Source organism: Stenotrophomonas sp. BIO128-Bstrain (assembly GCF_030128875.1).
GTDB classification, from domain to species: domain Bacteria; phylum Pseudomonadota; class Gammaproteobacteria; order Xanthomonadales; family Xanthomonadaceae; genus Stenotrophomonas; species Stenotrophomonas bentonitica_A.
In genome coordinates this window covers 4476723-4487389 of the sequence record NZ_CP124620.1, presented here as the reverse complement: position 1 = coordinate 4487389, position 10667 = coordinate 4476723, and the positions used below count along the sequence as shown (strand labels likewise).

Genomic DNA, 10667 nt, shown 5'->3' with positions numbered 1-10667 from the left:
GGTGAAGCGCTGCATCGCGTGCCAGACCGGGCATAGGGCTGGCGGCCGAGGTCGCGCACAATGGCCGGTTGCGGCGCCCGGTTACCCGGGGCCGCAGCGGCGGCGCAGCTGGTTACAGCGTCCACTTCACTTCCGGGTGGTCGCGCAGGGCGTTGTGGGCGGCGTCGTACTGGTCGCGGTTATCCGCCTTGAACACCAGCCGCACCGACACATACTTGCCGTTGGACGAGTGTTTCCAGCTGATGCGCTCGCTCAGCACATCCACGCCGGCCAGCTCGAGCAGGCGCGGCAGTTCGCGTTCCAGGTCCTTGCCGGCCGCGCCCATGGCGCTGAGTTCGAACTGGCCGGGAAACTGGAAGCCGTGGTCGGGGTTGTCAGACTTGATCTCCATGACCGGGATTATGGGGATGCCTGCGCCCGAACCCAAGCGCTGCTTGATCGTGCGCACAGCGGCGCCGAACGGCCCGTGAAAACGTCTGTATCGCCACTGATACGCAGCAGTGCGTGCGCAGTGCTGTTCACGACATCACGCTCTGATTACGCTGTGCCGGCTTAAGAAAGAATAAATCCCCGTCTGGTATCCCATGTCTCTGAAGCCCTTTGCGCTGCCGGCCGCACTCGCCGGCGTCCTGGCCCTGGCCGCGCCTGCCGCCCACGCCGCCACTCAATGCGGGCCCGATGCGATGCGCGAGCACCCGCCGCAGGTCAATTTCCGCGTCGACAACGACCTCTTCGGTGGCAAGGACCAGGACCAGGGCTATACCAACGGCGCCCAGATCACCTTCGTCTCGCCGAATCTGGTCGATTACACCGATGACCCGTGCCTGCCGCGCCTGGCGCGCTGGGTCAACAGCCACCTGGAGCGGCTGCATCCGGGCGAGTACGAACAGCAGAACATGATCTTCAGCCTGGCCCAGGGCATCTTCACCCCCACCGATTTCACCCGGAAGGACCTGATCGAGGACGACCGGCCGTATGCGGGCGTGCTGATCGGCAGCTTCGGTTACAACGCGCGTCGCGGCGACCGGTTGCAGACCACGCAGCTGGCGTTGGGCGTGGTGGGGCCGTGGGCCCAGGGCAAGGAAGTCCAGAACGCGGTGCACGAGCTGCTGGGCGATGAGAAGTTCCAGGGTTGGGACAACCAGCTGCACAACGAGCCGGTGATCATGCTCACGCACGAGCGGATGCGGCGGTGGCCGGCCGACGCCAGTGAGAACCTGGGCGGCTGGGGCTGGGATGCGATCAGCCACTACGGTGGCGCGGTGGGCAATCTGGCCACGCACCTCAATGCCGGTGGCGAGGTGCGCTTTGGTTGGAAGTTGCCGGACGATTTCGGCAGCACGCCGCTGCGCCCGGCCGGTGAGAACACTGCGCCGACGCGCGGCGGCAAGCCGAGCGGCTGGTCGTGGCATCTGTTCGCCACCACGGATGCGGCGTGGGTGATCCGCGATATCACGCTGGACGGCAATACCTTCCGCAACAGCCACAGCGTGGACAAGCGCCACGTGGTGGGGACGGCCGGTTACGGGCTGGCGGTGATGCGCGGTCGCTGGAAGTTCGCGCTGGCCCGTTACCACAGCACGCGCGAGTTCGATGGGCAGCGTGAGGCGCCGGTGTTCGGCAGCTTCACGATCAGCCGCTCGCTGTAAGCGAGCGACTGATCGTGAAGCGGGTAGCTGCCGACCGTTGGTCGGCACCCCGTGACCCCAGCCCGGTGTGCCAGGAGCCGGCCAGCGGCCGGCACTACCCGGATCCGCACCGGTTCACCTGGTAGGTGCCGACCGTTGGTCGGCTCATCGCCCACCCCAAAAAAAGACCGGCTTTCGCCGGTCTTTTTTCAGTGCGGTCGAACCGGATTACTCCGATTCCCACCACATCCAGAAGCTGTCCCACAGGCGCTTGAAGAAGCCGGCTTCTTCCACGGCGGCCACGGCCACCAGCGGGGCCTGGGCGACGACCTGGTTGTCCAGCATCACCTTCAGGGTGCCAACCTGCTGGCCGGCGGTGAACGGCGCTTCGAGGGTCTTGGGCACATCGATGCTCGGCTTGAGATCGTTGTAGCGGCCGCGCGGGACGCTGACCAGCATCGGCTGGGCCACGCCCAGCTGCAGCTTGTCGGTCTTGCCCTTCCACACCTTGTGCTCGGCCACGACCTTGCCCGGCTCGTACATGCGGTGGGTTTCGAAGAAGCGGAAGCCCCAGTTGAGCAGCGCCAGGCTGTCATCGGCGCGCTGCTTTTCCGAGCCGCCACCGAGCACCACGGCGACCAGGCGCTGGTCACCCCGCTGGGCCGAGCTCATCAGGCAGTAGCCGGCTTCGGAGGTATGGCCGGTCTTGATGCCGTCCACGCTCTGGTCGCGCCACAGCAGCAGGTTGCGGTTGGGCTGGGTGATGTTGCCGACGGTGAATTCCTTCACCTTGTTGTAGGCGTAGGTTTCCGGATAGTCACGCACCATCGCGCGGCCCAGCAGGGCCAGGTCGTACGCGGTGGTGTGGTGGCCCGGGGCGCTCAGGCCGTGGGCGTTGACGAAGTGGGAATCCTTCATGCCGATCTTGGCGGCGTAGCTGTTCATCAGCGAGGCGAAGGCCTCTTCGCTGCCGGCCACGTGTTCGGCCAGGGCGATCGCGGCATCGTTGCCGGACTGGATCGCCATGCCCTTTTCCATGTCTTCCAGGCGTGCGGTCTGGTTGACCGGGAAGCCGCTGTAGCTGCCGTCGGTGCCGGCGCCGCCCTCGCGCCAGGCGCGCTCGCTCATCATCACCTGGTCGTCGGTGCGGACCTTGCCGTTCTTGACCTCGGCGGCCACGACATACGACGTCATCACCTTGGTGATGCTGGCCGGGGCCAGTTGTTCGTGCACGTTTTCACCGGCCAGGACCTGCCCGGTGGCGTAATCCATCAGGATCCAGGCCTTGGAGACGCTGGGCTTGGGGGCCGGCGGGGTCGCCACGGTGGCCGGAGCGGCGGCGGCGGGAGCAGGCGCCGGTGCCGGGGTCGGCGCAGGGGTCTGGGCGGAAACCATGCCCACGAACAGGGTCGTGGCCATGGCAGCGGCGGCAAAGCGGAATTTCATCGGACAGCAAGCTCCTGGAGGGCGCCAAGGGGTGGATGAGGGATAACGGGCATTGTAGGCCCAAGGAGCGGCGGCACGCGCTGGCGTGCCGCGGGCAGTGGAAGGCTCAGTCCTTCACGATCTGCGGCGCCCCGAAGCCCAGACCGGCAATCCGGCCGGCAAGTTCCGAGGCGCTGGCATGGTCGGGGGCCGGCACGCGCAGGCGCCACAGGGTGCGCCCGCCACTGACGATGTCGCTGATGCTGGCCCCGGCGATGCCCGCCGAGGACAGCTGGCCGAGCGCGCGGGTGGCGTTGTCACGGCTGGCGAAGCTGGCGACCTGCAGCAGCACGCTGCCGAGCACCTGCTGGGAAAGCGTTGCACCGGGGGCCGGTGCCGGACGCGCCGCGGGTGCGGCGGCGGGCAATGCGGCCACCGCCACCGGCGCACTGTTGACGCTGGCAGCCTGGGTGGTGGCGGGCTTGCCGGTGGCAACGCGCACACCGTTGTCGCGCATCCAGTGATCAAAGTTGTCGGCGTTGCCCGGCTTGGCCGAATCGGCCACGCGGTAGCGGTACTTCTCGCCGGCCGGTTTGGCGGCGGCGGTCGCCGTGGCGGCCGGCAGCTTGCCGACCAGCGCATCCATCTCGCTGGCACTGCGCACGGCAGCGGCGGGCGCGGAGGCGGCGGCAGCCGCAGCGGCGGCGACCTCGCGGCGCTCGCGGCGGCTGGGCTTGTCGACCATCAGGTTGTCATCCCCCGGTGCCAGCGCACGCACCTCCACGTTGCCGGTGCCGCGCTGGGTGATGCCCAGGCGCACGGCGGCCGCATAACTGAGATCGACTACGCGCCCATCGTGGAACGGGCCGCGATCGTTGACGCGCACGATCACCGATTCGCCGTTGTCCAGGTTGGTCACCCGGGCAAAGCTCGGCAGCGGCAGTGTCTTGTGCGCGGCGGTGAAGGCGTACATGTCGTACACCTCGCGGTTGGAAGTCAGGCGGCCGTGGAACTTGGCGCCATAGTAGGAAGCAGTGCCCTTCTCGGCGTAGCCGCGGGTCTTGTCCATCACCTGGTACTGCTTGCCCAGCACGACGTACGGCGATTTGTTGCCAATCGGCGAGCGCGGCAGATCGACCACTTCCGGCTCGGGGATGCAGGCCACGTTCGGGATGTAGGTGGGGGTGCTGTCATTCACGCCCGGCTTGTACAGACCGCCGGCGCGGTAATCGCCGCGCGTGCTGGGATCTTCAGCAGCCGCCTTGTAGGGAGAGCCTTCCGGGCAATGCGCCGGACGCCCGCCCTTGCCCTGCACCACCGCGGCGGACGGCTTGCTGCTGCCGGCGCTGCTGGCACCGGGTTTCTTCGGCGCACTGCTGCAGGCGGCCAGTGCCAGTATCAACAGACCCGGGATCAGCCATCTGGAGCGTGCGATCGTGTTCATGCCGGCGGCAACTCCTGTCCAGCAATGGCCTGGGACAGCTGGTACACGGCCATCGCATACATTTTCGAGAGGTTGTAGCGGGTAATGGCGTAGTAGTTCTGGAAGCCCAGCCAGTACTGCTTGCCGGTGCTGCCTTCCAGGGTGATCGGGGTGGCGGTCAGGCCCGCGGCGACCGGCACGCTGGGCTGGTACCCCCGCTGGGCCAGCTGCGACAGCGTCCAGGTCGGCGCCCATTCGGTCGGATTGAATTCCTCGCGACCGGCCTGCAGTGTGGCCGGCACGGCCACCGGGCCACCACGGACCCAACCGCCCTTCTTGACGAAGTAATTGGCGATCGACGAGAACACGTCGTCGTAGCTGTTGAACAGATCGCGGCGGCCATCGCCGTTGCCGTCCACCGCATAGTCCAGATAGCTGGAGGGCATGAACTGGCCCATGCCCATCGCGCCGGCGTAGCTGCCCTTGATCGCGGTGATGTCCAGCTTTTCATCGCGGGTCAGCGCGAACAGGCGCGAGAGCTCGTCGCGGAAGAACAGCTCGCGGCGCACTTCACGTTCAAGCTTGGCCGGGTCGCCGCTGCGCGGGTACTTGAAGGCCAGTGTGTACAGCGCATCGAGCACGCGGTAGTTGCCGGTATTGCCGCCGTAGCTGGTTTCCACGCCGATGATCGCCACGATCACCTCTGCCGGGACGCCGGTGCGCTGCTGCACGCGCATCAACTCATCGCGGTGCTGGGCGAGGAATTTCTTTCCGCCCTCGATCCGCGCCTGGCTGATGAACATCGGCCGGTACTCGTTCCACGGTTTGACCCGCTCGGCCGGGCGCGACATCGCGGCGATGATCGGATCACGGATCTGCGCCTGGGCCAGTGTCGCCTCGATCTGCGCGGCCGGAATGCCGTAACGGGCGGCGGTATCGCGCACGAAGTTGGCGCGGGCCACCTCGAAGGGCACCGGGGTCAGATCCACCGGGGCGGCGTTGGCTCCGGCTGCCTCCGGGGCAGCTTCGGCCGGACCCTTGCTGCCCGGGGCCGGCGTGACGGGAACACCCGAGGCCTGCGGCGTCGGTGAAGGAGTCTGCGGCTGGGTCGCACAAGCGACCAAACCGAGCGTGAGCATGCAGGCCAGGGAGCGTCGAATCATCGCGGCAGGTTAGCAGGTCATGGATGAATTAAAACCCCTAAGACCATGAATCTCAACGGATTGCCCGAGTTTCTCCACGGCCGTTAAGGCCGTGTGTAGACAGGCGCATGACCTGCGCCCATTCATGTATTGCTGCAGGGGGCGCCACGATCGCGGCGGTACCGGTGTGCGGCACGGCCCGCCACCAAACGGCCGGGGCAGCCCAGCAAGGGCTGCCTCGCAACGCACGTCTCACTTTTGGAGGTTGGTAGGGACGCCACAAGAGGTTCGCCGGTTGCGTCCCCATCCCCGCAGACGCAACCGGCCAAACCGGACCTGATCGGCAGCGGCGCGGCGCGCATCTCCCCAGCGCGCGCTTCGCCCCTCTGCCTGTGAGGTCAACTACTCCCCGCCAGACTCCCCCTCCGCGATGCTTGGCTCAGCGCGTCGTTGTTGGCGGGCCGCCATTGTGCAGGCCGTTTACGACAAGTCCATTGATCGAGATCAAGTCACTTCATATCTGTGCGCCACTTCTCACTTTTGCCCGCGCGCGTTGACAACGTGTGCACCTGAAACCGTTTCCCCATGGGTGCCCGCGCAGCGGCTGCGCAAACTCGCTCATGTGGCGTGCACCGGCTGGTGCTGTCGTGCGGCCATGACCAGCCCGAAACTGGCCAGCAGCGAGACCGCCGAGGTGCCGCCATAGCTGATCAGCGGCATCGGCACGCCCACCACCGGCAGCAGGCCGGAGATCATGCCGCCGTTGACCAGCACATAGACGAAGAACACCAGGCCGGTGGTGCCCACCAACAGGCGCGAGTAGCCACAGCGCGATTGGCTGGCGATCCACAGGCAGCGCGCGGTGACGAACAGGAACAGGCTGAGCACCACCGCCACGCCGACCCAGCCGAACTCCTCGGCCAGCACCGAGAAGGCGAAGTCGGTGGTGTACTCGGGCAGGAAATCCAGCGTGGCCTGGGTCCCCTGCCCCCAGCCTTTGCCGTGCATGCCGCCCGAGCCGATCGCGATCTTGGACTGGATGATGTTCCAGCCGGTGCCCAGCGGATCGTTCTCCGGGTACAGGAAGGTCAGCACGCGATCCTTCTGGTACTGGCGCAGCAGCCCGAACCAGGCCAGCGGCGCAGCAACCGACAGCCCGCCCAGGGCCACGGCCATCCACCACCAGCGCAGACCCGCCAACAGCAGCGCGAACACCCCGCTGGCGGTCACCAGCGTGGCCGTGCCGAGGTTGGGCTGCAGCAGGATCAGCACGGCGGGGCCACCGATCAGCACCGCGGCGGTGAGCACCGCACGCGGCCGCGGCGGCAACGGCTGTTTGTGCAGATACCAGGCCATCATCATCGGCAGGCTCAGCTTGAGCAGCTCGGAGGGCTGCAGGTAGAACACGCCCAGGTTCAACCAGCGCTGGCCGTATTTGCCGGTGCCCACCACATACACCGCCAGCAGCGGCAGCAGGGACAGGGTGTAGATCCACGGCGACCACGCGCGCAGTTCCACCACCGGCAGCCGCGACAGCCCCCACAGGGCGGCAAGCCCGGCGCCGTAGCGCATCGCCTGCGCATGCACGGGCCCGTCCACGCTGTGCAGCACGGCCAGGCCGGCCACCATCAGCAGGCACAAGGCGCCCAGCAGCGGCAGGTCCAGCGTGCGGAAGAAGAAATGGAACACGGCGCGTGCGCGCTGCAGTAGTTCGACCATGCGGACGACTCCTGTGGATGACGCGACGCACAGCAGGAGGCGACACGGCGAACAGAAAGCGGACCCGCGATGCGGGCCGGCGCGAGCGCAGGACCGTAACACGCGTGGGCACCCCAATCCTTAGCCGACACGTACCGCCGGTGCGCGGCGTACGCATCGCGCGCACTCAGCCGTAGCCGCCGTGCACCGGATTGTGGCGACGCACGGCCATCACCAGGCCGAAGCCGGCCAGCAGCGATACCGCCGAGGTGCCGCCGTAACTAATCAAGGGCATCGGCACGCCCACCACCGGCAACAAACCGGAAATCATGCCGCCGTTGACCAGCACGTAGACGAAGAACGCCAGCCCGGTCGCGCCGGCCAGCAGCCGTGAATAGGTATCGCGCGACTGCGAGGCGATCCACAGGCAGCGCCCGATCACCACCAGGTACAGGGCGAGCACGATGGCCACGCCGATCCAGCCGAACTCTTCACTGAGCACGGAGAAGGCGAAGTCGGTGGTCTGTTCGGGAATGAAGTTCAGGTGCGACTGCGAGCCCTGGCCCCAGCCCTTGCCATCGAAGCCGCCCGAGCCGATCGCGATCTTGGACTGGATGATGTTCCAGCCCGCACCGAGCGCATCGCTCTCCGGGTCCATGAACATCATGATGCGGTCCTTCTGGTACGGGCGCAGCAGCCAGAACCAGGCCACCGGCGCGGCCGCGGCGACCCCGCCGACCGCCACGCCCACCCACCACCACGGCAGCCCGGCCAGCAGCAGCACGAACGCGCCACTGGCGGCGATCAGCACGCCGGTGCCGAAATCCGGCTGAAGCATCACCAGTCCGGTCGGCACGCCGATGATCACCGCACTGGTCAGCACCGTGGAGAAACGTGGCGGCAGCGGCATGCGATGCAGGTACCAGGCCACCATCATCGGCAGGCTGACCTTGAGCAGCTCGGCCGGCTGCAGGTAGAACAGCTTCAGATCCAGCCACTGCCGGCCGTACTTGCCGGTGCCCAGCACGAACACGGCCAGCAGCGGAATCATCGACACCGCGTAGATCAGGGGCGTGGCCGAGCGGATGCGCAGGATCGAGACCCGCGAAATCGCCCACATCGCGGCCAGGCCGACCGCGAAACGCGCGCCCTGCGCGAACACCAGGCCGTCGCCACCGGCGCTCTTGAGCACCGCCAGGCCGATCAGCATCAGCGCGCCCAATGCCAGGCAAAGCACCCAGTCCAGCGAGCTGCTGAAGCGGACGGCCATATCGACCGCCCAGCGCAGGAAGACCTTCATCGTGGCCGCTCCGGTGCGGTCGGGGGCGCGGTGGCACTGGGCACGGGCGCGCCGGGTTCCGGCGCAGGCGCAGGCACGCCCACCACGACCGGCAGCAGCTCCAGCGCAGCGACGGCGGCATCGCCGGCCTCGCGGGCCGCGCCATCACCACCATCGAAGGCGGTGATGCCGATCGCGGTCGTGCCGCGCTCGCTGTCCAGCGGTTCCAGGCCGTCGGGCATCTTGCCGAGCAGCCAGGCATCGAAAATCTTGCGTGCGATCGGTGCCGCCGCCGAGCCGCCGTAACCACCGCCCTCGACCGCGATCGCCACCGCTATGACCGGGTTGTCGGCCGGCGCGAAGCCCACGAACAGTGCGCGGTGGCGCAGGTGCAGTGGCAGGCTGCGCGGGTTGACCGCGGCCGTGCCACGGCGGCTGATCACCTGCGCGGTACCGGTCTTGCCGGCCATCACATACGGCGCGCCTGCGGCCGCACGCGCGCCACTGCCGCCCGGCTGCATGGTGCCCATCATGCCCTCGCGCACCGCCTGCAGATTGCTCGGCGTGGGGCTGATCGGCTTGCTTTCGCCCGGCGGCGTTGCGGTCCAGTCCGCGTCGAAGCCGGCCCGCTGCTGCATCACCAGGTGCGGCTGGCGCAGCTGGCCATCAGCGATCCCGGCCACGCCATGCACCAGCTGCAGCGGAGTGACCTTCCAGTCGCCCTGGCCGATGCTGACGTTGACCGTGTCGCCGGGATACCAGCGTTCTTTTCTCGATTTGTACTTGGCCGCCGGCGAAGGCAGGATGCCGCCGATCTCGCCGGTCAGGTCGATGCCGGTCGGCGCACCGAACCCGTAATAGCCCATGTAGTGGTCGAAGCGTTCGATGCCCAGATCCAGCGCGAGCTTGTAGTAGTACGTGTTGACCGACTGGGTGATCGACTTGCGCAGATCGGTCCAGCCATGGCCGCCACGGTTGGCATCGCCCCAGCCGCGCGAGGTGCCCGGCAGATAGAACATGCCGGTGGAGAGGATCTTGTCCTCCGGCCGGCGCACGCCACTGTCCAGCCCGGCCAGGCCGATCAACGGTTTGATCGTGGAGCCCGGCGCGACGCCGCCCAGCACCAGGCGGTTGAACTGCGGCCGCGACGGGTTGTCGTTGAGCGCCTTGAAATCGGCGTGCGAGATGCCATTGACGAACAGGTTGGGGTCGTACGAGGGCAGGCTGACCATCGCCAGCACCTCGCCGGTGCGCGGGTCCATCGCCACCGCTGCGCCTTCGAACTCGCCGAAGGCGGCGACCATCGCGCGCTGCAGATCGGCGTCGATGGACAGCCGCAGATCGCTGCCGGACTGCGCCGCGACCCGGCCGATGGTGCGGATCGCGCGGCCCTGCACATTGGTCTCGACCTGCTCGTAACCGACCTTGCCGCGCAGCTGCTGCTCGTAATAGCGCTCCAGCCCGGACTTGCCGATGTGGGTCAGTGCGGCATTGCCCTCGCCCAGCATCTCCAGGTCTTTGTCATCCACCCGGCCGACGTAGCCAATGATGTGCGCGAACAGATCGCCATACGGATAGCGACGGGTCAGGTACGGCTCCAGCTCCACGCCGGGGAAGCGCCAGCGGTCCACCGCGAAGCGCGCCATCTCCTCATCGGTGACACGCAGCTTGAGCGTGACCGGCAGGAAACTACGGCGCGCCTTGCGCGACTTGTTGAAGGTCTCGATGTCTTCCGGGCTGAGCGCGAGGATCCTGGACAGGCCGGCCAGGGTGGCGTCCATGTCCTTGACCTTGTCCGGGGTGATGTCCAGGCGGAACGCCGGCACGTTCTCGGCCAGCAGCCGACCGTTGCGGTCGTAGATCATCCCGCGCCCGGGCACCACCGGCCGCGGCTTGATCCGGTTGGCCTCCGAGCGCGTGGCGTAGATGTCGTGGTCCATCACCTGCAGCTTGAAGTACCAGCCGCCCAGCCCGATCAGGCACACCAGTACGCCGAGGAAGCCCAGCGCGGCGCGGCGCCGGAACTGTTCTGCCTCGGCATGCGGATTCTTGGCCTGGCGGCGCATGTACAT

8 protein-coding genes are annotated in these 10667 nt (G+C 67.6%); 1 reads left to right on the top strand and 7 read right to left on the bottom strand.

The window, feature by feature from the left end; genetic code table 11:
• Positions 1 to 112: 112 nt before the first annotated feature.
• Positions 113 to 391 (bottom strand): DUF493 family protein, encoded by a 279-nt coding sequence (locus tag POS15_RS20405; RefSeq protein ID WP_019186034.1) that lies wholly within the window; start codon positions 389 to 391, stop codon positions 113 to 115.
• A 193-nt stretch (positions 392 to 584) separates the two neighbouring features.
• Here POS15_RS20405 and POS15_RS20400 point away from each other — a divergent pair, with 193 nt between their 5' ends.
• Complete coding sequence (locus POS15_RS20400; RefSeq protein ID WP_284128760.1) at positions 585 to 1649, top strand: lipid A deacylase LpxR family protein; 1065 nt, start codon at positions 585 to 587, stop codon at positions 1647 to 1649.
• A gap of 207 nt (positions 1650 to 1856) precedes the next feature.
• On the opposite strand, the gene POS15_RS20395 is transcribed toward POS15_RS20400, so the two are convergent.
• The 6 genes from POS15_RS20395 to mrdA all read right to left on the bottom strand — a co-directional run bounded on the left by POS15_RS20395 (position 1857) and on the right by mrdA (position 10667).
• Positions 1857 to 3074 (bottom strand): D-alanyl-D-alanine carboxypeptidase family protein, encoded by a 1218-nt coding sequence (locus tag POS15_RS20395; protein ID WP_070471949.1) that lies wholly within the window; start codon positions 3072 to 3074, stop codon positions 1857 to 1859.
• Positions 3075 to 3180: 106 nt separating this feature from the next.
• Positions 3181 to 4497: a septal ring lytic transglycosylase RlpA family protein gene (locus tag POS15_RS20390; protein WP_019186037.1), complete on the bottom strand. Its 1317-nt coding sequence runs from the start codon at positions 4495 to 4497 to the stop codon at positions 3181 to 3183.
• The gene (gene mltB / locus POS15_RS20385; protein ID WP_261997309.1) at positions 4494 to 5639 is read right to left on the bottom strand and encodes a lytic murein transglycosylase B; all 1146 of its coding nucleotides are present in this window, start codon (positions 5637 to 5639) and stop codon (positions 4494 to 4496) included. The genes POS15_RS20390 and mltB overlap by 4 nt, the downstream gene beginning before the upstream one ends.
• 597 nt (positions 5640 to 6236) lie before the next feature.
• Positions 6237 to 7337: a rod shape-determining protein RodA gene (gene rodA / locus POS15_RS20380; RefSeq protein ID WP_070425955.1), complete on the bottom strand. Its 1101-nt coding sequence runs from the start codon at positions 7335 to 7337 to the stop codon at positions 6237 to 6239.
• Between the two features lie 166 nt (positions 7338 to 7503).
• The gene (gene rodA / locus POS15_RS20375; RefSeq protein ID WP_019186040.1) at positions 7504 to 8616 is read right to left on the bottom strand and encodes a rod shape-determining protein RodA; all 1113 of its coding nucleotides are present in this window, start codon (positions 8614 to 8616) and stop codon (positions 7504 to 7506) included.
• Positions 8613 to 10667 (bottom strand): penicillin-binding protein 2, encoded by a 2055-nt coding sequence (mrdA, locus tag POS15_RS20370; protein WP_284128759.1) that lies wholly within the window; start codon positions 10665 to 10667, stop codon positions 8613 to 8615. The genes rodA (POS15_RS20375) and mrdA overlap by 4 nt, the downstream gene beginning before the upstream one ends.

Bases quoted from the DNA above. Each gene is read 5' to 3' on its own strand.
- POS15_RS20395 (WP_070471949.1), bottom strand. From the start codon at position 3,074: ATGAAATTCCGCTTTGCCGCCGCTGCCATGGCCACGACCCTGTTCGTG.
- POS15_RS20405 (WP_019186034.1), bottom strand. From the start codon at position 391: ATGGAGATCAAGTCTGACAACCCCGACCACGGCTTCCAGTTTCCCGGC.
- rodA (WP_019186040.1), bottom strand. From the start codon at position 8,616: ATGAAGGTCTTCCTGCGCTGGGCGGTCGATATGGCCGTCCGCTTCAGC.
- mrdA (WP_284128759.1), bottom strand. From the start codon at position 10,667: ATGTACATGCGCCGCCAGGCCAAGAATCCGCATGCCGAGGCAGAACAG.
- POS15_RS20390 (WP_019186037.1), bottom strand. From the start codon at position 4,497: ATGAACACGATCGCACGCTCCAGATGGCTGATCCCGGGTCTGTTGATA.
- rodA (WP_070425955.1), bottom strand. From the start codon at position 7,337: ATGGTCGAACTACTGCAGCGCGCACGCGCCGTGTTCCATTTCTTCTTC.
- POS15_RS20400 (WP_284128760.1), top strand. From the start codon at position 585: ATGTCTCTGAAGCCCTTTGCGCTGCCGGCCGCACTCGCCGGCGTCCTG.
- mltB (WP_261997309.1), bottom strand. From the start codon at position 5,639: ATGATTCGACGCTCCCTGGCCTGCATGCTCACGCTCGGTTTGGTCGCT.